The sequence below is a fragment of the Undibacterium sp. GrIS 1.2 genome (assembly GCF_040544435.1).
In the GTDB taxonomy this organism is placed as follows: Bacteria; Pseudomonadota; Gammaproteobacteria; order Burkholderiales; family Burkholderiaceae_D; genus Undibacterium.
In genome coordinates this window covers 32,643-56,035 of the sequence record NZ_JBEONP010000023.1, presented here as the reverse complement: position 1 = coordinate 56,035, position 23,393 = coordinate 32,643, and the positions used below count along the sequence as shown (strand labels likewise).

The 23,393-nt window shown below is 46.2% G+C and carries 18 protein-coding genes and 1 pseudogene; 11 read left to right on the top strand and 8 right to left on the bottom strand.

Going from position 1 to position 23,393, the window contains the following annotated elements:
• Window positions 1–238: 238 nt before the first annotated feature.
• The 4 genes from mhpT to AAKU61_RS11810 all read right to left on the bottom strand — a co-directional run bounded on the left by mhpT (window position 239) and on the right by AAKU61_RS11810 (window position 5,973).
• Window positions 239–1,453, bottom strand: coding sequence for a 3-(3-hydroxy-phenyl)propionate transporter MhpT (gene mhpT, locus AAKU61_RS11825; RefSeq protein ID WP_354332438.1), 1,215 nt, complete (start codon window positions 1,451–1,453; stop codon window positions 239–241).
• Window positions 1,454–1,607: 154 nt separating this feature from the next.
• Window positions 1,608–3,488, bottom strand: coding sequence for a feruloyl-CoA synthase (locus AAKU61_RS11820; RefSeq protein WP_354332436.1), 1,881 nt, complete (start codon window positions 3,486–3,488; stop codon window positions 1,608–1,610).
• Window positions 3,489–3,501: 13 nt separating this feature from the next.
• Window positions 3,502–4,956: an aldehyde dehydrogenase gene (locus tag AAKU61_RS11815; protein ID WP_354332434.1), complete on the bottom strand. Its 1,455-nt coding sequence runs from the start codon at window positions 4,954–4,956 to the stop codon at window positions 3,502–3,504.
• A gap of 183 nt (window positions 4,957–5,139) precedes the next feature.
• Complete coding sequence (locus tag AAKU61_RS11810; RefSeq protein ID WP_354332432.1) at window positions 5,140–5,973, bottom strand: p-hydroxycinnamoyl CoA hydratase/lyase; 834 nt, start codon at window positions 5,971–5,973, stop codon at window positions 5,140–5,142.
• Window positions 5,974–6,080: 107 nt separating this feature from the next.
• Here AAKU61_RS11810 and AAKU61_RS11805 point away from each other — a divergent pair, with 107 nt between their 5' ends.
• Window positions 6,081–6,572, top strand: a complete 492-nt coding sequence (locus AAKU61_RS11805; protein ID WP_503012603.1) for a MarR family winged helix-turn-helix transcriptional regulator — start codon at window positions 6,081–6,083, stop codon at window positions 6,570–6,572.
• Between the two features lie 139 nt (window positions 6,573–6,711).
• On the opposite strand, the gene AAKU61_RS11800 is transcribed toward AAKU61_RS11805, so the two are convergent.
• Complete coding sequence (locus tag AAKU61_RS11800; RefSeq protein ID WP_354332430.1) at window positions 6,712–7,617, bottom strand: LysR family transcriptional regulator; 906 nt, start codon at window positions 7,615–7,617, stop codon at window positions 6,712–6,714.
• A 164-nt stretch (window positions 7,618–7,781) separates the two neighbouring features.
• Between AAKU61_RS11800 and AAKU61_RS11795 the strand changes: the two genes are divergently transcribed.
• The 10 genes and pseudogenes from AAKU61_RS11795 to tssA all read left to right on the top strand — a co-directional run bounded on the left by AAKU61_RS11795 (window position 7,782) and on the right by tssA (window position 17,512).
• Window positions 7,782–8,789: a fumarylacetoacetate hydrolase family protein gene (locus AAKU61_RS11795; RefSeq protein ID WP_354332428.1), complete on the top strand. Its 1,008-nt coding sequence runs from the start codon at window positions 7,782–7,784 to the stop codon at window positions 8,787–8,789.
• A gap of 86 nt (window positions 8,790–8,875) precedes the next feature.
• On the top strand, window positions 8,876–9,835 hold the full coding sequence (locus AAKU61_RS11790) for an ABC transporter substrate-binding protein (protein WP_354332427.1): 960 nt from the start codon (window positions 8,876–8,878) through the stop codon (window positions 9,833–9,835).
• A 26-nt stretch (window positions 9,836–9,861) separates the two neighbouring features.
• Entirely contained in the window at window positions 9,862–10,728 is an 867-nt protein-coding gene (locus AAKU61_RS11785) for an ABC transporter ATP-binding protein (protein ID WP_354332425.1), read from the top strand.
• Window positions 10,725–11,513 (top strand): ABC transporter permease, encoded by a 789-nt coding sequence (locus tag AAKU61_RS11780; protein ID WP_354332423.1) that lies wholly within the window; start codon window positions 10,725–10,727, stop codon window positions 11,511–11,513. Before AAKU61_RS11785 ends, AAKU61_RS11780 begins: the two co-directional genes overlap by 4 nt.
• Window positions 11,510–12,283, top strand: a complete 774-nt coding sequence (locus AAKU61_RS11775) for an ABC transporter permease (RefSeq protein WP_354332421.1) — start codon at window positions 11,510–11,512, stop codon at window positions 12,281–12,283. Before AAKU61_RS11780 ends, AAKU61_RS11775 begins: the two co-directional genes overlap by 4 nt.
• An 82-nt stretch (window positions 12,284–12,365) precedes the next feature.
• Complete coding sequence (locus tag AAKU61_RS11770; protein WP_354332419.1) at window positions 12,366–13,208, top strand: cyclase family protein; 843 nt, start codon at window positions 12,366–12,368, stop codon at window positions 13,206–13,208.
• A 189-nt stretch (window positions 13,209–13,397) separates the two neighbouring features.
• Window positions 13,398–14,513, top strand: coding sequence for a porin (locus tag AAKU61_RS11765; protein ID WP_354332417.1), 1,116 nt, complete (start codon window positions 13,398–13,400; stop codon window positions 14,511–14,513).
• 765 nt (window positions 14,514–15,278) lie between these two features.
• Window positions 15,279–15,347 (top strand): annotated as a pseudogene (locus AAKU61_RS11760) (SEL1-like repeat protein); the annotation flags it as partial.
• The gene (locus AAKU61_RS11755; RefSeq protein WP_354332415.1) at window positions 15,324–16,325 is read left to right on the top strand and encodes a tetratricopeptide repeat protein; all 1,002 of its coding nucleotides are present in this window, start codon (window positions 15,324–15,326) and stop codon (window positions 16,323–16,325) included. The pseudogene AAKU61_RS11760 and the gene AAKU61_RS11755, both read left to right, overlap by 24 nt.
• 113 nt (window positions 16,326–16,438) lie before the next feature.
• Window positions 16,439–17,512: a type VI secretion system protein TssA gene (tssA, locus tag AAKU61_RS11750; RefSeq protein ID WP_354332413.1), complete on the top strand. Its 1,074-nt coding sequence runs from the start codon at window positions 16,439–16,441 to the stop codon at window positions 17,510–17,512.
• A gap of 193 nt (window positions 17,513–17,705) precedes the next feature.
• On the opposite strand, the gene AAKU61_RS11745 is transcribed toward tssA, so the two are convergent.
• From AAKU61_RS11745 to tssM, 3 genes are read right to left on the bottom strand one after another with little or no spacing between them, the layout of a single operon-like run.
• The gene (locus AAKU61_RS11745; protein WP_354332411.1) at window positions 17,706–18,506 is read right to left on the bottom strand and encodes an OmpA family protein; all 801 of its coding nucleotides are present in this window, start codon (window positions 18,504–18,506) and stop codon (window positions 17,706–17,708) included.
• 4 nt (window positions 18,507–18,510) lie between these two features.
• A complete protein-coding gene (tagF, locus tag AAKU61_RS11740; protein WP_354332409.1) occupies window positions 18,511–19,497 on the bottom strand; it encodes a type VI secretion system-associated protein TagF in 987 nt (328 codons plus the stop codon).
• On the bottom strand, window positions 19,494–23,351 hold the full coding sequence (gene tssM / locus AAKU61_RS11735) for a type VI secretion system membrane subunit TssM (protein WP_354332477.1): 3,858 nt from the start codon (window positions 23,349–23,351) through the stop codon (window positions 19,494–19,496). Before tssM ends, tagF begins: the two co-directional genes overlap by 4 nt.
• Between the last annotated feature and the right edge of the window lie 42 nt (window positions 23,352–23,393).

The following is a 23,393-nucleotide window of genomic DNA, read 5'->3' as shown; positions in this document are numbered from 1 at the left end:
ACATGTCTTGATGGTTCTGTAGTTTCTCTATCTGTTACAGCTTAAAACTAGTTTGCGATACATATACTCCCCGTGGTTTTTTAAAAATATGCCTGATTGTCCAATGATTATATGGACAATAAAATATACCTACCCATAGTATATGTTTCATGCAAAGAAAGAATGTTGAAGATTATTGAGCTTCCCCAACTTGTTTTGATTGCTTAATTGAACGTTGGGGATCTGTTCTTGACTTGGCTTAACTACGGATGGCGCGCTTCTCAAACAAGACTAATGCGCATGCGGCAGCAATAACAAGACCTGGCGATGCAGCAAGCATCACGCCACCAACACCCGCACCAGTGGCGAGAATTGCCCCGGCAATCAATGGTCCGCCGACTGCGCCCATGCGCCCGATAGTCAACGCCGTGCCGACACCAGTCGCACGGATATAAGTTGAGTATAGTTTGGGTGCCAGCGAATACTGAACCAACTGAGCACCCAAAGCGCAATATCCCGCTAAGCCGCCAGCCAATACCATCACGGCAAAACTATCAGACAATCCCAAGGCTGCAAGTGACAGCAACATACCTGTATAGGTCAATACAACCACCATCGCGGGGCGGGTGCGATCGAGCAGGCGACCAGTCAACAGGGCACCTGCTGCACCACCGAGATTAAAAAATATTTGTACGATACTGGCGTGTGAGCGATCGATTCCTTGCCGCATCAGCAGAGAGGGCAGCCAATTTAATAGCAGATATAAAGTGGTGATCGTAAAAAAGAATCCTAGCCATAGTAGGGTAGTTGAGTGCCACATTTTGTGCCGGAACAGGTCACTAAATGCGGTTTGCGTAGTAGCTTGACGTTGTCCCCGACTAAGGTTCTCTTTTTGAAATGCACGAGATTCCGGTAACCAAATGAGTAATGCTATTGCGACGATAATTGGCAATAAGCCACCGATATAAAAAAGGCTACGCCAGCCATAACCCAGATTTAACATGCCAAACAGAGAGGCTAGCGCGCCGCCTAAAGGTACGCCGCAATAAGTCATGCTGACAGCTGTACTGCGATACTTTTCCTCGAAGGCTTCCGACGATAATAAGATCAGGACTGGTAGCGCTGCACCCAAACCTAGCCCCGTCATTAAGCGAGCTGCCAAAAAACTTGAATAATCCCAGGCATATACAGAAGCGAGTGAAAATACACCAAAAAGAATGACTGAGATGACCAGTATCATTTTGCGGCCGATTTTGTCCGCCAGTCTGCCGCCAACAAAACCACCGGGCAAGAGACCAAGCAAGCCAGCGCTGAACATCCATCCCATTTGTGCCGGGCTTAACTTAAATTCTGCACCGATGCCAGATGCGGCAAGACCAGTGACCTGTAAATCTAGTCCTTCTAGTAAAGCGACTATAAAACATAAAGCTATCGTTCTCACACTTCCTTGCCTGAAATTCGAGTTGGTGGTCATTTTGTCTCCTTTGGACGGCGCTTTTTGCGCCTTATATTTTGTGGATGTTTTTGTGGATATTTATGCGTGTAATTTCAAAAAACTTTTATTGCTGTTTCTGTCGTTGCCTCTACTGCTACTTTTATTTCTGTTGCGGGCTGTCGCTATACTTCGCTTAACTTGCAAGAATGCAGGGCGCATCATCACTGTCATACATCTGGTCAACCAGATCAGCACGGTTGATGAGTACGGCACGCTGGTTAATTGACCCTTTATCGGTAATTTCGCTTTTATTCAGTGATGGTGCTTCCTCCATCAGCATTAAGCGGGCAATACGAGAGGCCGATCCAGTCGCGTTTTCATTTAAACGTTTTAGTAAGTGATGGAAATAAGCGCGAACCGCCGGACTGGAAAATACCTCAGATGCATGTGCATCGGCAGTTAAACCGGCTAAAAGAATGCAATTATCCAGGCGTGGAAAAATGAACAGACCTATCGTGTCCCGGTTGATTCCAGTCACAACAACGTCTTGTATATAAGGCGCTCCCTCGCTAATCACCTTTGCCCTAAGCGGACCGACACTGACAAAAGTACCGCTACTTAACTTAAAATCTTCAGCAATCCGACCATCAAACATGAGTCCAATTTCTGGAGCTGCCGGATCGACAAAACGGACAGCGTCACCGGTCCGGTAAAAGCCTTCTTCATCAAAAGCGTCTGCGGTATTTTGGGCTGCCCGCCAATATCCCGGCATTACATGCGGCCCTTTGAAGCGCACTTCAAATTTGTCACCCAACAAGACAAGTTTTACTTCACAACCGGGCGCAGGTAATCCGACGTAACCTGCCATCATTACCGGACCTGTTGTGAAGGTACATGATGGCGACGTTTCGGTCATTCCCAGTCCGGCCATCATCCGTATCCTCTCGCCACAATGTTGTGCAGTCACGCGGTCAAGACGATTCCATGCAGCTTGAGAGAGTGCGGCTCCGGCAAAGAAAAATAATCGCATGCGTGAATAGAAGCGTTTACACAATGCACTATCTTTTTCCAGTGCCTCAGTTAACAGCTCCCATCCTTTTGGCACATTAAAAAATACGATAGGAGAAATTTCACGCAGATTGCGCAATGTCTTATGGAAGTCTTGCGTGGTAGGTTTGCCATCGTCAACATAGTAACTACCACCATTGTATAAAGCGATACCAAAATTATGGCTACCGCCAAAAGTGTGATTCCAGGGTAGCCAATCCATCAATACAGGGTCTTGCTCACCAAAAAATGGAAACGTCTGCAATAGCATTTGCTGGTTACTGCACAGCATGCGATGTGTGGTAATTACAGCCTTGGGTGAATTAGTGGAGCCAGACGTGAACATAAACTTAGCGATGGTATCTGCAGTCACTGTTGCAGAAACCCTATCTATGCTATCGATTGGCGTTGTCAGTAATGTTTCAAAGTGACAAGTCTCGCGTCCAGCAACTGAACCCTGTTCCAGCACGATGACAACGTCTTCAGGCACAGCACTAAGAATTGCTTTACTAAATAAGCTGCCACTGCTGGCATACACCATGCCGGGCGTGACATGCTGCACCAGCTGCGCCAATTTTCCAAGATCGGTTGCGACGATAGAGTAGGCCGGCGATACCGGGCAATAAGCGATCCCTGCCAGCATGGCACCCATTGCCAGCAGCAAGTGCGGCGCATCGTTCGCTGACAATATCATTAATGGACGTTCTGCCGACAGACCAGCATTGAGCAAGGCTTGTCCAATATGCCGCGCCTGGCGGAATACCTCGCAATAAGTCAGTTTGATCCAATCTCCGTCAGCTCCTCGAGTCGCAAGCAAAATCCGATCTGGGTACTGTTCTGCACCTCGTATCAGGCAGTCACTCAGACGTTCAGGATATTTTTGTAAAGGTTCTGTGGCGTTAATACGCCATAGTCGATCAGACTCTTTTTTTACTGTTGCAATTACCTCTGCCACCGCTACCGGGCGGTACTGCGACAAGTCCAGGTGACTGGCATGTGTCGCATGCTCTCGAACGACTTGGTTCATCGTCATCTCCATTTCAGATCGGATAGTGACGACTACCAGTCTGAATGGTAATCCAGCGCAGTTCGGTGAACTCATTGATAGCAGCTGTGCCACCAAAGCGACCGTAGCCACTTTGCTTTACACCACCAAACGGCATTTGCGCCTCATCATGAACTGTGGGTCCGTTGATATGGCAGATGCCTGATTCGATACGTCTTGCCATTGCAAGGGCGCGCGTAATGTCACGGCTGAAGACTGCCGCAGAAAGCCCATAATCGCTGCTGTTTGCTACTTTAATCGCTTCATCGTCGCTACCGACGCGTAATATTCCTACGACTGGACCGAAAGATTCTTCTGTATAAAGTCGCATGGCCGGCGTCATGTGATCTACAACGGTTGCCTGTACCACATTGCCCTGATGGCGCAATGGTCCGGTAGGTAATATCGCGCCGTTAGCAACGGCGTCTTCTACTGTTGCGACTACGCGATCTGCTGCATGCACATCAACCATGCCGCCCAGAATCGCCTCTGCATGTCCAGATACTTCCGCATGCAGCGTCAAGGCCTTTGCCGTCAGTTTTTGTACGAACAGATCGGCAATCTCATGTTGAACAATAATTCTGTCGGTGGACATGCAAATTTGCCCTTGGTTAAAAAAGGCACCGAAAGCAGCTGCTTCAACTGCTTCGTCAACATCCGCATCGTTTAAGACAATCAGGGCATTTTTCCCACCTAACTCCAGTAATACTGGCTTTAAGTATTTAGCCGCTTGCTGCGCGATGATTTTCCCGACCCTTGTAGAGCCGGTAAAGTTGATACGCTTTACCGCAGGATTGGCAATCAAGCGCTCAACGATCGCTGGGGCATCCTCAGGTGCGTTGGTGATGACATTGACGACACCTTCTGGAAAACCAGCCTCCTGAAAGACTTGTCCGATTAGACTGTGTATCGCCGGACAGATTTCCGATGCCTTTAATATGACAGTATTACCACAAGCCAAAGGCATGGCGATGGCTCGCGTTCCCAAAATGACGGGTGCATTCCAAGGAGCAATCCCAACAACAACGCCACAAGCCTGACGTATTCCCATTGCCATGCTGCCCGGAACATTCGATGGAATGATGTCGCCTTTAATTTGGGTCGTCATTGATGCTGCTTCACGCAACATGCCCGCAGCGAGGGCTACATTGAAATGGTACCAACCGGGCATACCGCCCGCCTCAGCAATCGCTCTGGCTACAAATTCGCTTGCGTACCCCTCCATCACATCCGCTGCTTTGAGTAGCAAACGTCGGCGCTCCGCTGGCAGCATGGCTGACCATGCCGGAAAAGCGGATGCCGCCGCAGTTACTGCAGCATCTGCATCTTCTGGTGTGGCTGCGGATGCGATGCTGGCCAGCTCGCCGTTCGCTGGATTCATCCGTTGATAGGTAGCTTGAGTTGAGGCGGCACGAGTCGCCCCGCCAATGAATAGACGAACATTGAACATACTGAAATCTCCTCGGCAAACAGCCCGGTTGGTCTCGCCTGTATCGACAATCTGGCAGACGTACTGTCTGCCAATATCTGTCTGGCGTTATATATTTTTGAATTGTTTTGAATTGTTTTAAATTGTTTTAATCGTTTTAGACGTGCACTGCTGATCTTTTCAAATCACACTTAGCACATGTCTTCAAGCACGTTTATACGTTTGCAAACCCGGTTTAATCGTTTTTTCGTCCAGGAATTGTTTTAAACCTTCCTGGCGACCTTTTTCAGGGTCACGATGATTAGACTGATCGACTTTTGCATACAGATAGTCTTCGTTTTGCTCCCAATTGAGTTCACGACAACGTTTAAAGCCTTGTTTTGCAAAACGTAAAACCACAGGATTTTTAGCCAATAGTTTTTGTGCGAGCTCAATCACCGCCTCGCGTAATTCTGCACGTGGCACACTTTTGTTCACCAATCCCATTTCAGCTGCCTGCTTACCAGTGAAAGTATCGCCGGTCATAATGTAATGCAAGGCGTTACGATGCCCCATCGTGTCAGCAACCGCTTTACTGACTAAATTCCCGGGAGGAATGCCCCAATTTATTTCAGACAGACCAAAAACAGCCTCATCTGCAGAGATCGCCAGATCGCAGGCAACTAGCGGCGAGAACGCTCCGCCAAAACACCAGCCATTGACCATGGCGATGGTCGCCTTGTTATACATGCGCAATAATTTCCATTGCCATTGAGAGCAATCTCTGCGCATTCTTTCTTGGACGATTTCTGGCTGGCCATCGGTTTCGCGGAAGTATTCTTTTAAATCCATACCTGCTGACCAAGCGTCGCCTTCTCCAGTTAATACCAAAACATCGACGTCAGAATCTAGCTCAAGCGTATCGAGTACATCGATCATTTCGCGATTAAGTGTCGGACTCATTGCATTACGCTTGCTTGGACGGTTTAATGTGACCCAAGCGATACCATCCGCTACATCAACTTTTACAGTGCTCCAGCGCGTGTCATAATTTGCCATAATTTCTCCTCTGTTTTTATAAGGTTTAATATCAGGCTACCTGATACTTAACTTATAATATAACTATTCCAAAACAAATAACAAGAAATATTTGAAATTTTTTTACAATGAAAAAATTGACGACAATAACGACAGCAACGACACCTACAACTGATGTCAAACCAATAGGAATCGCATATCTCATTGGACGGATTGATCATGTGCTGAATCGACGGCTACGCGACAGTCTTGCTGTTTTAGGCCTGACAGCACCGCAATACACAGCCTTGTCGGTATTAAACGCACAAAGCCAATTATCAAACGCACAGTTGGCGGAGCGATCCATGGTGTCACCTCAATCAGCGAATGAGATGGTCAAGACGATGGAGAGTCGAGGATGGATAGAGCGCCAGCCAGATGCTAGCCATGGTCGTATCATTCAGATCAGCTTGACGGAATCTGGACAAAGTTTATTAAAAAACTGTGATATTGCGGTTGCAAAGCTAGAGGTTGCGATGCTTGCAGAACTCGGCGCAGATGAATGTACTGCCTTGCACGGACAGTTAAGAAAATTGTTACGGTCAATAGGGTCCATGATGATAGACCCTGCTCATATGTAAAAAAATAAATAAATCTCAAATCCTATGTCAACACACCGTAGTTCAGACCTTATGTAAATGCGTCAGCGCTGGCGTGGACTTGCACCAGGTTTGTAAAGAGGATCAGCTTTTTTACAAACTTAATGCTTAATCCTTTTCATCAAAATTGGTCATTCATTTGCTTTAAATATTGTCTGAACCAGGTCAGTGCAGGGTCTTTTTCTTTATAGCGATGCCACTGTATCATTTCTATCAGAGCAGGAATCTTGAACGGCAAGGGCACCGATTTGAGCGGTAAATAGTTCATATATTCGTCAGCTAGTTTTTTTTGTACTGTGGCAATGCGATTGGTACCGATAAGGTAGCGTGGCAGACAATTAAAACTGAGAGTAAATATCTCGACCTGTCGTTCTATTTTCATTTGCGCTAAGAACACATCGCCATGTGTGAGTCCGCGTGGCGTACCAGCTTTCACAACGACATGCCCCATACTGCAATATTGCTCTAATGAGCATTCATTCCCGACATACGGATTGTCTTCTGATACGAGGCAAACATAGCTGTCTTCAAATAAAACTTCTGCAGGATGTGTGGAAGAAATCAAACTCTTTGGCATGATGAGCAAATCAATTTCACCTCTATCCAGTGCCTCACTGTGAGTATCTGTCGGTGGCACCATATCAAATGTGATCCCTGGGGAAATTTGTTGTATTTTTCGCAGAGCGCCACTCATCAATACGGTCGATATGTAATCCGACATCATCAAAGTAAAGTTTCGTTTTGCTGTAGCGGGATCAAAATGTGGTCGCAGATCTATCGTCGATTGCACCTGCAACAAAATATCGCCTACCGAACTGGCAATCATGTCCCCCAATGGAGTGGGTACCATTTTTCTGCCGACTAATACCAATATCTCATCATCAAAATACTCACGCAATCTGGCAAGTGCGCCACTCACACTAGACGGGCTTAAATGCAACAACTGACTGGCGCGCGTAATACTTTTTTCTTTTAGTAAAACATCCAGCGCCACCAGTAAATTCAGATCTAGTCCTTTGAAATGCATGTGTATTCCTTCATTGATGAGCATTCGGTTATACCGAAAGTATAGTTCGAAACAAACGATTTCACTGAAACTTCACACTCAACTAAAGTTCGTCAAAGCGATCAATTCGTCACAAAAATAAAGATTGTGCCGACGACATCCATAAAAATGACAACGAGAGACAAATGAGATTAATCACCTACGTTTATGAAGAGCGGATGGAAATCGGCGCTCTGTTTTCTGGCGACACTTGCCTTGTCAGGCTACAGGCTGCTTTCTTCCAGCAGCATGGTAAATCAAGCTTACATTTGGCAACAATGCTCACTTACCTGGCTGGAGACAAGCTCGCGTATGAAGCCGCAATCTCAGCAATGGAATATGGAATACAAAATTCTGCCTCTGAGTTAGTGCTCAACATCACCGCGGTAAAAATGCTGGCGCCAGTTCCTACACCGGAATCGATACGGGAGTTCATGAATTTTGAACAGCACGTCATCAATGCAACGCGTAAATATGGAATGAAACCATGGCGTGCAAAACTTGATCTTTGGATAGAGAAAACCTTTGGTCGTCAACATACGCTGGCTTACACCAGCAGTCTGCCTTGGTATGAGCGGCCGGTTTATTACAAAGGAAATCGTTTTTCTGTCGTCGGTAATAACGCGGATATTGTGATGCCGTCTTACACCAACGTATTTGATTACGAACTTGAATTCGGTATTTATTTATGTAAGCGCGGGTACGATATCAATGTCAATCAGGCTCGCAGCTACATCGGTGGTTACACGATTTTTAATGATTTTTCTGCCCGTGATATTCAAGGTCGAGAAATGGGCGGACGTTTGGGCCCAGCAAAAGGAAAAGACTTTGATACCGGCAATTGTATGGGGCCAGTATTGGTCACGCCGGATGAAATTCCTGATCCCTATGCATTGACAATGAGTGCCCGCATCAATGGCGACGAGGTATCGCGCGGCAATAGTCGTGACATGTATTTCAGCTTTGAAGAAGTGCTTGCCTATGTGTCGAAAAGCGAGACTTTGTATCCGGGAGAATTTTTTGGTTCTGGCACCTGCTCTGGAGCGCAGGGCATGGGATGCGGTCTCGAACACGGTCGCTTTCTGAAGGCGGGGGATGTGATTGAGCTGGAGGTTGAACATATCGGTATATTGCGCAACAAAATCGTCGCATAGGAAAAAATAGAGCAAGAATTTGCGGTGACTCGTAGAGGTACAAAGATGCCCTCACCGCATAGAAAAATTAAACAATGGAGACAAGTATGAAAACAGTAAAACATTATTTATTAGTTGTAGCGGCAGTGGCAATACAGCTATTTAGTGCCACCACCATGGCACAAACACCCGTCGTGTTTGGTTATACCGGGATTTCTGATTTTGCCGCCGCATTTGTTGCAAAAGATAAAGGCTTCTTCAAAAAACGTGGGGTGGATGTTGAGCTTCAATTGATCACCTTAACGTCTAACATTCCGCCTGCACTGCAGTCAGAGTCAATACAGATTGGCGGTATCGCGCCAAGCACCTTGCTCATGGCGACATCGAGCGGCCTTGACTTGGTTACATTTGCAAGTGCCTCGCTTAGTGACAGCAACGCAAAAAATCCTGGGCTACTACTTAAAGCGGGCTCTGACATTCGTACTCCCGCAGATTTCGTCGGTAAAAAAATTGGCGTTCCAGGTCTGAGTGGAGCCTTGCATGTATTGATACGAAAATGGTTTTTCTACAAAGGAGTCGATGCGAAAAAAATCAACTTTATTGAAATTCCATTTCCACAGATGAACGACGTACTGAAAGGTGGAAACGTCGATGCGGTCGTGGTCGCAGATCCTTTCATGAGCCGGATCGAGCAAAGCGGGGTTGGATCAGTCTATGCCAATCTTTCAAAAGATCTGCCTGACGGTTTCTCAGTAGTGGTATATGCAACTACACGTCAGTGGGCCAAGAAAAATCCAGTTGTTCTCAAAAATATTAATGACGCTCTGGCAGAAGCGGTTGAGTTTGCTTTAGCGAATCCGCAGGCAACCCGCGGCATCATCGGGAAATATGTAAAGGTTCCACCACAAGTTCTGGAGACGCTACCCATACCCAAGTTGAGCACTGAGATTACAGCGAATCATCTTAGTTTTTGGGTGAATGCAATGCGTCAGCAAGAAATGTTCAAGACGCCAAATAAAGAAGCCTACAAGAACACGCCTGATCTTGCGTCCATCATTGTCCGGTAAGTTTGCGTTGAATTGGAGACTTCATCATGAGTGCATCAGTTCTGGCATTGCGTACCAATGCGGCTGTCAATTATCCGGCTGCCAGCAGCCAAACCTCAGTCAATACAGAAAATAACCCAGCGCCAACTATTCTTAGATTCAACAAAGTTTCATTAGATCTTGGTGGCCGCCGCATTATCAACGAACTCGATTTCTCGATGGCGAAGGGAGAATTCGTTTGCGTAGTCGGCCCCTCAGGTTGTGGAAAGACGACTTTGCTGCGCTTGATGACGGGGTTGATTACGCCGAGTTCCGGGCAAATATTACGCGGCGATAGCGTGATCACCGGACCGTCCAGAGACGTTGCCATTGTTTTTCAGGATTATGGCAAAGCCTTGCTGCCATGGCGTACTGTCGCGGGAAACGTGGCCTTAGCTTTAGAGGCGATGGGAATGCCGAAGGTAGAGCGTTCTGATCGGATCATGCGCTTACTTGCCAAGGTGGGTTTATCCAAACATGCCGGGAAATATCCTGCAGAGTTATCCGGTGGCATGCAGCAACGAGTACAAATCGCACGTTGTCTTGCGCAAGAGCCAGCCATCCTTCTGATGGATGAACCCTTTGGTGCGCTTGATGCGATGACTCGTCAAGGTTTGCAAGATGAATTGTCCGACATTGTTGCAGAGACTGGCACAACAGTGCTGTTTATCACCCACGACTTGGAAGAGGCGATTTACTTAGGGGATCGCATCATCGCCTTGCGTGCTAATCCGGGGCGTAGCCAAACCAGTTTAGCGCAATCACTATCCGTGTCGCTCCCTCGTCCCAGAGACCAGTTGACAACGCGAGAGGATAGTAATTTCTTAAAGCTACGTCGTGAATTGTTTGATTTTATTCAGGAGCATCACGAATGAAATCACAGTCACAACAACTCAGGCAGCAGTTAGCGTTTCTACGCGGATGGGTAGTTCCTTTTTGTTTACTGATTATTGCTGAAACGGCGATGCGGCAGTCTGGCATACAAAGCGATGCCCTTGCAAAGCCGAGCGATGTCATCGTTGCTTTAAAAAATGCAAGCAATGAGGGAGATTTGTGGCGAGCGACAAAACAAACGCTTGGTGCCGCATTGGCAGGTTTGGCGTTGGGTGGTGGTGTTGGTCTGATGATTGGGTGTTGGTTCGGCTTATCGCCCATTTCTTCGCGTTTAGGTGCTTTAACTGTGCAGTTGCTTATGCCCATTCCGTCGGTAGCATTGATACCCATTGCAATGATGATTTTTGGCTTTGGGTATCGGATGGAAATCATCGTCGTTGCATTCACTTGCTGCTTTCCCATGCTGATATTGACTAAAAATGCTGTAGGTCATGTTGAACGTCAATTATTGGATGTCGCAAAAGTCTTGGGACTATCAAGCCATGATCAGGTGAGAAAAATTATTTTTCCGGCGGCATTGCCACGAATTTTTATCGCATTTCGACTATCAGCAGGAATAGCGCTGGTGGTAGCAATCACGGTTGAAATTGCGGCGAATCCTTACGGACTTGGTTACGCAATGATGTCGGCACAACAGAATCTACAGCCTCAATTAATGCTGGCACTGTTGGCGTGGATAGGCTTGATTGGCTGGGCGATGAATGCATTTCTCGTTCGCTTACAACTCCGTCTTTTCTCACCTCGCATGATAAGAGCAGCAGGATGAATCATTTATCAAACTCATCATTCCGGCTCTTGTGCCATATCGGTAGCGTGTCTGTAACCATAGCCTTGCTTGGTCTTTGGGCATTGATTGCCGAGAAACAGTGGATATCTCCCGTATTTTTACCCGGACCTGCAGCCACATTTTTGTCGCTACAAGATGCCTGGATCAATGGTGATTTACCAGAACTGACACGTGGCACCGTGACGAGGATGTTTTACGGTTGGTTATTAGCTTCTGTGTTCGGCATTGTGCTCGGTACCTTGATCGGTGTTTCTGCAACGATGCGCGCATGGTTGCAACCCTCGTTTGAGTTTATTCGACCACTGCCGGCCTCTGCTCTGGTGCCGGTGGCAATCGCATTGTTTGGTTTATCACCTGCCATGGTCTTATTCGTCATCACCTTCGGCGCGATCTGGCCAGTGTTATTGGGGACGATACATGGGTTCGCAAGTATCGAGCCAAGATTAAACGAGGTATCCAGAGTGCTTGGCCTGTCTCGCTTCGCTTTTATTGTCAAGATTGGCTTACCGAACGCATTAGTTGATGCACTAGCGGGTATGCGGATATCACTAACCATTTCACTCATCCTCGCAGTTGTCGGTGAAATGTTGACATCGCAAAGTGGCTTGGGCACAGCTATTTTGTTGGCTGCACGCTCGTTCCGGGCGGCAGATTTGTTTGCAGGAGTATTGCTACTGGGTGGCATTGGACTAGGAAGTAATTTTCTCTTGTATTTGCTTGAACAACGCCTGTTGATCTGGAAAAGATAAAGCCTGATGCAATGACAAGCAGGCAAAAAATCAATCAACTAATTTTATAAATCAAATTTATCAATTATTTTGGGAGAACATCTTGAATAGTATTACAGCACCCATTCGTCACTTTGTAGACATTTCGATTCATCTGGAAAATGATGTGATTTCTGATCCGCCAGGTCTGGGGCCTAAGATTAATTACACCAATCATGAGATGAGTTTTGAGCAAATTTCTCCCTTCTTCCCAGGTCTTAAAAAAGAAGATTTACCTGATGGTGAAGCCTGGGCCGTGGAGGATGTACAGCTCAATACTCATAATGGTACGCATCTCGATGCACCATATCATTTTCATTCCACGATGAATGAGGGGGAACGTGCCTTATCGATCGATGAAGTTGACCTCAACTGGTGTTTTCAACCCGGTATTAAATTAGATTTTCGTCACTTTCAAGATGGTTATGTAGTCACTGCCCAAGATGTTGAGGATGAACTTACACGTATTGGACATAGCTTAAAACCATTGGACATTGTTCTGGTCAACACCGCTGCCGGTGCACGTTATGGACAGCCAGATTATGTGCGTTCTGGATGCGGGATGGGCTTTGAGGCAACCATGTATTTGTTGGAGCGCGGCGTGCGTCTGACCGGTACCGATGCATGGAGTTGGGATGCACCGTTTGCTCACACTGCTAAAAAATTTGCAGAGACTGGTGATGCCAGTCTGATCTGGGAAGGGCACAAGGCAGGGCGACTAATTGGATATTGTCATCTGGAGAAATTAGGCAATCTGGCCGCACTTCCCGCCAGCGGATTTATGGTTTCCTGCTTCCCGGTAAAGATACGCGGTGCCTCGGCTGGCTGGACGCGCGCAGTCGCTATTTTTGACAATAATTTGATGTCATCAGTCCCGGCCAAACCAGTCTTGGTGACGACCGGTTAAAAAATAGGGCGGATATTTTTATACCGCCCACCCCAGAAAATTTCTTTCCCCAAAAATCAATTGGCTTCATTAAATGAAGCCGGGGATTTTGCCGCAAAAAATAGAGTTTTACTCAAGTAGTGACGGAGGAATGTGCATTAGAACAATGATTTTATTGATTTACCAATTATAAATAAGACGGAGACAAACATGAAAAAAACGACACTCATCACATTACTTGCAGCACTGTTTTCGGGTTCTGCATATGCACAATCGAGCGTTACCGTGAGCGGATTAATTGATGCGAATACTGGCATCACACAATATGCGGGTCAAAAAAGTACAGCCGCCATGAACAGCGGTGGCATGAGCACATCGTACTTGAGTTTTTCAGGTACTGAGGATTTGGGTGGTGGTTTGAGGGCAGGTTTTGATTTGTCCGCTTTCGTCCGTAATGACACAGGGCAGAGCGGACGCTTTTCAGGAATACCTAATGTCGCAGACGACACGCTTTTTTCGCGCCGTGCCGTGGTAACTTTGAACGGCACGTTTGGCGAAGTTCGCCTGGGACGCAATAGCACCCCTTATTTCATGTCGATGATCATATTCAATCCAATGGGAGATTCTTCCGCTTTTGCACCTATATTTTTGCATACCTACACTGGCGGGCAAAATCCCTTATTGGCACCGCCGCTCAATACGCCGGACAGCGGTGCCTCCAATGCCGTGCAATATAGCACTCCCGATTTATCTGGTTTGAAAGGCTCGTTTCAGTACAGTTTTGGAGAAGTAGCAGGCAACAATAGCAAAAATCGCATTAGTGCAAATATGAATTACATCAAAGGGCCGCTTGGTCTGAGCATTGCGCTGGAACAGACCAAAATTCCACTGGCACTCGCCACCGAAGACAAGCAGCAATCCTTGATGCTTGGGGCTTTTTATGATTTGGGCATTGCCAAACTGTATGCACAATTCGCCCAGACTAAGCAGGAATTTACTACAGCCAATTCTGACCGCCGGTTTAATACCAGTCAGCTAGGTGCTGCAATACCGATCAATGCAGAGGGGAAATTGTTAGTATCTTGGGGACATACGTCGATCACATTGCCAGCAACTGGCGTGTCCGCGTATTCTCCTACACCAGTCGCAACACTTCCAGCCGGCACCGTTACATCTGGAGTTAATCCGACCCGCAATACCACCTCTATTGTGTACGATCATTTTATTTCTCGACGCACTGATCTCTATGCGGTATTTCTGGTAGACCAGTACACCGGCCTCGAAAATGGAAAGACTGTCATGTTAGGTATCCGTCACCGTTTCTAGGAAGTTGATTTAGGTCAACGCACCCAAGTCTAAGTACCAAATGCGCAGCCTAAAACCTGCGCATTTTTTTGATCATTATTTCGGTGTTTAAGCTTGGTGCTAGTAATATTCTGGTCTGTGACGGAGTATTGATAGCTGCCCTAAAGTTCTAATAAAATCTCTAGTCAGAGTAGGATTGATATGGCTTAGTACGCATATACTCCCCATAAAATATTGATAATATGGCTGATTGCCCAATAAATATATGGACAATAAAATATACTCATCCATAGTATCTATTTGAAAGAATATAAAATGATTTAATAATTCGAGGCTCAACAAAAACAATTGAAGTCTGCGTATCGCATTAAGCTAGAAAACGAAGTAGATTTAGACAGCGATTTTTAGATGACTTTATATTGGTGTAAAGCCTGAGCAAAGCTCTACATTGTATTTATTTACCTTGAAGTTTGATCGGGTGTGGCCTGGCATGGTGTGATACTTCAGGAGATATGTATTATTTAGTAATAAAATATCAAAAAGGCACGAATCAGATTACACTACGCAAATGATGATCGCTGCAAAAAAAGTACCTCCCAAATTTATGAAGAAATTCTTGTTTCAATTGAGTTGTGCTATTGGATTTGCTTGCCTTAGTGCCAGTGCATGGTCTGGTATAAAAGAGGCGCGGACTGCTTATGCGCAAGGAGATTTCGCTTCAGCACTGACGCAAATCAAGCCACTTGCTGAGGGCGGAGACGCAGAGTCGCAGTTTTTTTAGGTGAGCTTTACGAAAAGGGCGTTGGTGTTGTTCAAGACAATAAGCAAGCGATGGTCTGGTACACAAAAGCAGCGGATAAGGGAAATGTAGATGCCCAGTTTAAGTTGGGTTCACGCTACTCCGCACGTGGTACATCTACAGATATCAAAGCAGCAGTCTTATGGCTTCGTAAAGCATCATTGCAGGGGCATGCGGATGCACAGTTTGAACTGGCTAAGCTATATTCAGCCAATCCTAGTCCGGTTCATGACGATAGTGCCGCCGTTTTATGGATGCGGAAAGCGGCAGAGCGGCAGCATGGTCAGGCTGAGTTAGAGCTAGGGAAATTTTATGCTAGTGGTAAAGGTGTTTCTAAAGACAGTAGGCTAGCTACGATCTGGTACCGGAAAGCAGCAGAATCTGGTCTGTCAGAAGCGCAATTTTTGCTTGCCTCTGCGTTAGAAACAGGATCAGGTATCACACAAAATATACCCGTTGCCGTCGAATGGTATGTCAGAGCAGGGAACCAAGGTGACTTAAAATCTCAGATCAGATTGGCGAAGTTATTCAGTACAGGTCAAGGGATATCCAAAGATGAATCTCAAGCGGCGGGCTGGTATATGAAAGCGGCTGAACAGGGAGATGCCGAATCACAATTTCAAATCGCAAACCTGTACGATAAAGGTGAAGTGGTTCCGCGTAATTTTGCTGCGACATTGAACTGGCTTAAAAAAGCAGCAGAGCAGGGGCATCTTGCAGCGACCTGCAATCTGGCATCGATCTATGCCAAAGGCAGAGGCGTCATCGCCGATCCTCCCGCGGCGGTTTCTTTGTATAGAAAAGCGGCAGATCAGGGCTACCCAGAGGCGCAATATAATTTGGGCTGGATGTATGCAAACGGATTGGGGATTTCAACCGATATCGTGCAGGCACACATGTGGTTTAACCTGGCTGCGACTGCTGGCGATAAAGATGCTCTGAAAAATCGACAACTGGCTGAGACCATGATGAGCCGAGCACAACTAGAAACAGCACAGGCACTTGCCAGAGATTGGCTTGCTAAACGCCGATGAAACCCATTGCCAACTTCGTCAATATCTGTTGGGCATTATTAAACTGAAACTTGATTAACTCACGGCTGGCGTTGATTGTCGGCGTAAAAACACTTTACGGGATTACATACATTATGTTTGACGTTAAAAAATTATTGCAACCGATTAGCGGCCCGACAACCGTTGGGGAGGATTTATCATTTTCCCGCGAACTCGATGCGATCATGGAGGCCCGACGCTTTGAGGATTCGTCTCTCGATCAGGGCGAGTGGTTGACAGAGATTAAAACGGCGGACTGGCCCTTCGTTGTCAAGAATTGCGCTGCTTTAATCGAAACAAAGAGTAAAGATTTACGACTAGCTGTTTGGCTGACGGAGGCAAGTACCAAAATTCATCACTTTGCTGGTCTGGCCGACGGGTATTTATTAGTCGCTGGTTTGTTTGATCAATATTGGGAAGGCATGTATCCGGTTCCAGATGAGGGAGATCAGGAACAACGTATCGGCAATTTGTCTTGGATATTGTCTCGTTCAACGCAATTAGTAAGAGAAATTCCAATTACCGAAGGCCGTGATACTGCCTATTCTATTGTTGACTTTGAGGCAGCACGTGCGCGTGCAGCCAATGCAGAAAAAATTGCGATGGAAGGTGGTCGTCCGGAGGAGGGACCGAAATTGGCAGATATGGAAAGTGCCAGACGTAAAAGCTCAAGAGCATTTTATGAGAAATTACTCTCAGATGCCCAGCGGACTTTACCCGCATTACAGCAGTTGGAGCAATCAATCGATGCCAGATTGGGCGTAGATGGTCCGGGGTTCTCTGCTGCCAGAGAAGTACTGGAAACTGCTTTAAAGTTGATCACTCGTTTTGCGCAAGAGTCTGGAGTACAGACCGGTACTGCGCCATCTCATCAGGAAGATACTGAAGTGAACAATGAAACCTCACAGTCAGTGCCATCATCGTCCGTTCTTGCTATGAATGGAGCGATACAGACCAGGGCGCAAGCATTAGCGCAACTACGTGCAGTAGCTGATTTTTTCAGGCGCACTGAACCGCATAGTCCGGTTGCTTATCTTGCAGATAAAGCGGCACACTGGGGTGATATGCCTTTGCATACATGGTTAAGCACAGTCATCAAAGATGCTGCATCGCTTTCTCATGTGGAGGAGTTATTGGGTTTGAATTCACAAGCGGATAATAAGGGGTAAGCAATTAAATCAACCCGGAAGACTGGTTGGTTAGTGTGGGGTTGAATCAACCTCGCAAAGCTTTACTCCTGCAATACAACAAAAAATATAGTCGCTACTTTTTACAAAATTCCATCAAAACTCCTAATTGGAATTTTGTAAAATAAAGCATCGTTAAAAAAAGCAGGAGAATGTTCTCCTGCTTTTTTATTTGCTACTGAGCGATGCGGAATTCGATACGCCGATTTCGTGCTTTACCATCAGGTGTGTCATTACTTGCGACCGGGCGGTCAGGGCCTTGCCCGGAGGTACTGATCAATTCTCCGGCGATACCTTTTGACGTCAGGTAAGTTTTAACTGCTTCTGCCCGTGCGCTACTCAAGGCGATATTACTTGCTCTTAAGCCTTGATTGTCAGTGTGTCCGATTACTTCCACTTTTTTATCTTTAAGTTTTAACAAAGGTACGGCAAGCTCATCCAGAATCGATTTGCCAACTGGTGTCAGTGTCGCTTTTCCAACTTCGAACTCAATGATGCGATTACCAAGCGCGGCGTCTAGCACATTTTGTTCCGACGCAGAAACCCGAAGACCATTGTTAACAGTGTAAGTAGGATTTAGGCTAGTAGCAATATTACTGGCAATTTGTTGACGTTGGGCTTCGTTCGAGACCTCACCTTTGACGCTTACGGAACTACCATCAATTTTGAGCTGGCCGCGGCTGATCATTTTTAAATTCGGATTGATGAGTTTTTGTACGTAAGTATTCCAGTTAGCAGGTAATACGACAGGTCCGATCGCAATTTGATCAACCACATTCTCTGCACCATACAACTCGCGTACGCGAGCCAATATGCCAGCCTTGGTGGTTTCGTCAGGGACAGTGCCACTGACCAGTATTTGTCCTGGCTTTGGTGTGGCGACAGCAGGCGCTGCTTGCTGTCCCAGCGGTTGCGTCGGTTGTTGAGCCAAGGCGACATTCGATAAAAGCAATAAGACGATGTACAGATAACGCATAGCGTTAAGTTCCAATAAAAGTTGAGCGAAATGAATCGAGGGCCGATTTGAGAGACAGATCAGGTTGAACCAGATAACTGGAAAACTTCTTTAAACCAAAGTCAGCGTTGACCTGATCTTCTACCCACTGGGTATCATCAAACGCGATATGGTGCTCTTCACCGATTTGAGGATCGAGTATGGCGTGCAAAGTACGTGCCGAGGCGCCGCTAAATCCTAATATCATCGCAGGATGTTTTTGCAATTGAGCAAAAAATAACGCTAGCTCAAAATCTGCCCGCAATAAAAACGGGGTGATGATATGCATCCAGAATGCGGCAACCATATACCGATACATGGCATCTTTTGGCAACGGTAATACCAGACTTTTTTCCAGTCGGGTTGTATTGCTAGTCATGACTGGTTGTAACAGCAAGCCCAGTGCTAACAGTAGTTGACGGACATTTCCTTTAAAACCGCTGAGTTGCAGCATATTGTCTAAAGCCCCTAAGGTCTGCATCTCAAGAAAATCAGAGAATGCAGCCTCATAGGCATTACTGCGAAGTTCCAGATCAACTCTGGTCGAGGAGAGATTTTGCAGCGGTATCACGGGGTCAGGAGCGGTCACGATGCTGATGCCCTGAGCTGTTAGCCGATTCCATAGTCGAGACAAAATAACCGGACTGGAGCTGACAAATTCAGCAGGGTCTTCGATTTCCATCGCACTCATCGTCAAAAACGGGAAACGTCTTTGTGCCATATCACTACTGGCGATGATATGTCCTGCGATTGCCCGTTTTTTGCGTGGTCCGATAAAGGCAAAATCCAATGGCTTTGCCTCATCGTAGCCAATTTTCCAGCGAGGATCTGCAGACAGCAGAGTCATTGTTTGCGCTAACCAGTCATCCAGTACATCGATTAGCGGTATATTATCTGCTGCCTTAATAAAATCGCCCCGGCTTGGAATTTTTCCAAAATAGCCTACTTTTGTTTGTGTCGTCGTATTACTCATTTGCTTACTCCCGCAGCTACAGGCGTTGCGCCCACCTCTGTTGTCGTCCCATTAGCAGCACCTGCGACAGGCTCTACAGGGGCAACTGGTCCACCAAGCACCGTATCAGGTAGCTTCATCCCTCGGAAGCCTTTCGCCTGCGGATTACTGCTGTCTGCGGATGCATCTGGCTTACTGATAATTTTGAGGTCAACCGCCACATTGACATTGCCGTTAGCCCAGCTGAGTTCAAATATTCCGCCGTCTTTTTTCTTATTGACCGCGGAATCAATCAAACGTTTGAAACCAAATTTACCCGGGAAATTCACAATTTCGATGACTTTGCCATCAAAGCTTGTTGCCGTAATACGCGCACCCGGCGTGCCTTGCGCGTTTGGCCAGACCAAATTAGTCCATTGCGCCTGAGTATTCCTATATCGCAACTGCTGACCATCAATTTCTACTGTGTATTCAGTGGTTCCCGGCGCTGCCATCGGTAGAATCTGAAATACCCATTGACCCTCGTTACCGTTTGCTGTAGGTACTCCTCCTGCACTCAGTGGTGCGACCCAACTTGCAAAATTATTCGACACAGCGGGAGATACGGTAATTCCCATGTTGGCCCAAGTTCTGGCAGAAAGTGTATCGCCACGACGCACAACCAATGGTCCCATTGATGCATTAACGAATTTTGCGATGGCACCTTCACTGCCAAATATTTGACCGATTTCAGGAGCGCTGGCTTCAACTTTGGAGTCTGTCGCAAATGGGTATTTATTCGATAATGTCTTTTGGAATGGCTCATATACCTGAGCTAGCCAGATTTTATTCATCTCGGCTTCGGTCGGTTTGATGATCACGACAAAGGTTTGCATTAGTGGTCGTACTAGCAGCGGACGTAAAGTTTGCTTTTGCGTGTCGGTCATACCGATCAGCATTTGTTCATCCACATACTTCAGCGTGTCTGCCAACTCTGAGCCGTTACCATCCAGCGTCTGTTGCATTAACTGTTTGGCACCTGGTCCGGTATCACCTTGATTTTTTAACTGGTTAAAGCGACTGCGCAATTTGGATAGATTATCCATATAGCCGCGCATTAAAGAGGCATCTTTATCTTTGACCACGACCAGTTTAGCTATGCCTGAAAACTCTTTACCAATTGGCCCCATTGGAATATCCGATTTAGGTGCGTTGATATCCAGATTGATATTCATTTGCGATGGCTTTTGACGAAGAATTGTTTCTTTAAACCAGCCAATAAAACCACGCTGCGCACGCTGTATTCCCTCATCAACCAAGGATGGATTATCCCAAGAAGTTTCGTTATAGACAGTCGTAATTAATTTATTGATAGGCGAGGATTGCGGATCACCCAAGCGATTCATTGCATTGACTGCCGCATCGAATCCATTGAGATCGGCAACTGTCACGCCCTGCATAAATTTTTGCCATTCTTTGGCATATTCAGTTTTATATTGGTTGACCAGCGCTTTTTGAATTTGCTCTGGGCTACCTTCTAACGTTAAATCGTCTTTTGCTGATGTTTTAAGCACCCAATCCGCACTTTGCAGTTCTTTATTTGCGGCATCTTTAAATGCTTCAGAAATAAATTTACTCCATGCTTCCCTCGTAAAAGTTCCTGGAATCGCATAACTACCGACAATCAATTCTTTGTCTTGATCACCAACGATACGAGCGACAGTTACCGCTGGAAAGCGAGTTGAGGCACGAGCTTTTACGTCAGCATAGACACGATCTCTGGCAGGCATACCTCGTACGACACGACGTAAATTTTCGCGCGATTGATCAACCAGCGAAAGCTTATTATCGATCGTTGGCCATGACGGATCATTGATCTGCGCTAAGTAAAAACTAATTACACGTTCAGCGCTACGGATCATCTCGTCTTTGCTCATCGTGCCGCGGTTACTTTCTAACCATGATCGCCAGAAACGCGTCAGTTGGTCATTCAGATGACCAGGCTCCGCGTGCGATCGATCACTAAGCATTAAGTATGTCTTAAGGGCGTTATAGGCATCTTCTACGTTGGTAGGTGATGCATCCTTATATGGATGAGCAAGACTATTTGCCGGGGTTGCCGCGATGGCAGTGGCTCCCGCTACTCCAGTTGCAGTAGTCGCAGAGCTGGAAACAGCACCGGACTGCGGAGTTTTGGTCATTGGTTCTAATTTGTCATTAGATGCATTCATTTCGGTCAGGAACGCTTCTAAATTAGAACCAACGGGTTGCAGCATGACCTCTTTAATCCCAGAGAAATATTCTTCTCTCAATTTCCTCTCAAGGAGATCACCTTGATATAGCCCAAATCCCAAAGATAAAGGCCGATCGGTGCGATATTTTGTCAGCTGCTCAATTCGCTCCTGCAGCACTTCTAGGGCTTCAAACCGAGATTGCAGATCGAGTTTTTTGTCTTGTAATTTGATCGCCTTATCCAGATCTGCCTGCACGTTCATAGTCAATTGACGATTAGCCACATAAGACCAACTCCATGCGGCAAGAGATAGTCCGACCAGCGCTGTAGCGGCAAAAAATGCTGCATAGCGAAGACGAGTTTTTGTTCTGCTAGCGTATTGCGCAACGAGATTTTTATCGGCAAAAATCACTTTACGGAATAAATCTAATAAGAAAAATCCGTGTTGTGAAGTGATTTCGATTTTTTGAGGACGTACAACTTTGAGGTTAAAGCGGTCTGCAATACGCTCTGATGAGGCGCTGACTGCGCTTCCTTCTTGCAATGCGCTTGTCAAATAAAAGCCACGGAATACCGGTTTAAACTGAAATGGATTTTCTTCAAAAAGAGTGGCGATGAACGCTCGTAACGGATTTTTGATTGATGAAAATTCGATAGGGAAGGTAAAGACCCCTGGTGGCATTCTATCGCCACGATTCATCGACATATTTGCCAGGCTCATTTGTTTTAAGCCATCATACAACTCATCAAAACTTTCATCAAAAAAGTTGAGTACATCCTGATTCGTATTTTTTTGACTGTAAGGTAGCGTTGCACCCCAGACACGGTCTTTTTCACTACGCTCCGTATCCAGAAAAAACTCACTAAAGCCAGCGATTAAATCTGCTTTAGTAAAAACAATATAGACCGGTGCAAATACTTCCAATTTTTCAGTGAGCTCTTGCACGCGCTGGCGCAAGTTCTTTGCGAGATTGATACCAAACTCTGGACGATTATTAGTAAGTTCTGTAATGCTGACTGCGATAATAATGCCATTAATAGGAGCCAGTTTCCGGTGTTTTTTTAAGAGTGATAAAAAGCCAAACCACTCTTCGCGATCTTCTTCATGCACCGCATATCGTCCTGCGGTATCTAAGATAATGCCGTCAGTTGTAAAAAACCAATCGCAATTGCGAGTGCCGCCGATTCCTTGTACTACTTTGCCATTTTTATCCGCAAACGGAAATTGCAAACCTGAATTAGCAATTGCCGTGCTTTTTCCTGCGGCAGGATTGCCGATGATCATGTACCAAGGTAGTTCATACAGTGCGGCTGATCCAGACATCAAACCAAGTTTAGATGTTTTGATAGTGGTGATCGCTTCCAGCATGCGCTTACGTATCGTCTCGACCTCGCTGCTTTTTAAACCGGAAGCTGGGTTCTGCGCCTGATTGGTTTGTTGCTGCAACATATTACCGAGGCTCTCAGCCTCTCGTTTGGCTTTCCAGCGTCGATAGAGTATGGCCAGCAACCAGACAATCAGTGCGATACCCAATAAAATGCCAACCCAAATAGCACCAATTTCAAGGCTGCTTGCACCTATCAATAAGAAGGCGGCAAGTGCCGCAAAACCAATAAAAACCAGGGTGCGGGTACTCGTTAAAAATTGCCAGATTCGTTGCATCATAAGTCTATCTTGTTAAGAAGTAGTGTTAAGTTTTAGTTA